At 41.2% G+C, this 250-nt stretch carries 1 pseudogene; it reads left to right on the forward strand.

Features of this window, described 5'->3' with window-relative positions:
- A pseudogene (locus RYX56_RS24120) lies at positions 1-250 on the forward strand (GMP reductase); the annotation flags it as partial.

A 250-nucleotide genomic window follows, 5' to 3' on the forward strand; every position in this document is an offset into this window, starting at 1 on the left:
TACAAGTATAGATTTCGGCGGACATAGCTTTAAATTGCCAGTAGTTCCTGCGAATATGCAGACGATTATAGACGAAAAGATTGCCATTTTCTTAGCAGAAAACGGTTACTTTTACATTATGCACCGTTTCCAGCCTGAAAAGCGGCTTGATTTTGTGAAAGATATGAAAGCCCGCGGATTAATCGCTTCTATCAGCGTTGGCGTGAAAGAAGGCGAATACGATTTCATTCAACAATTGGCAGCGGAAAAC

The organism is Alkalihalophilus lindianensis (assembly GCF_032843265.1).
Classification (GTDB): Bacteria; Bacillota; Bacilli; order Bacillales; family Bacillaceae_D; genus Alkalihalophilus; species Alkalihalophilus lindianensis.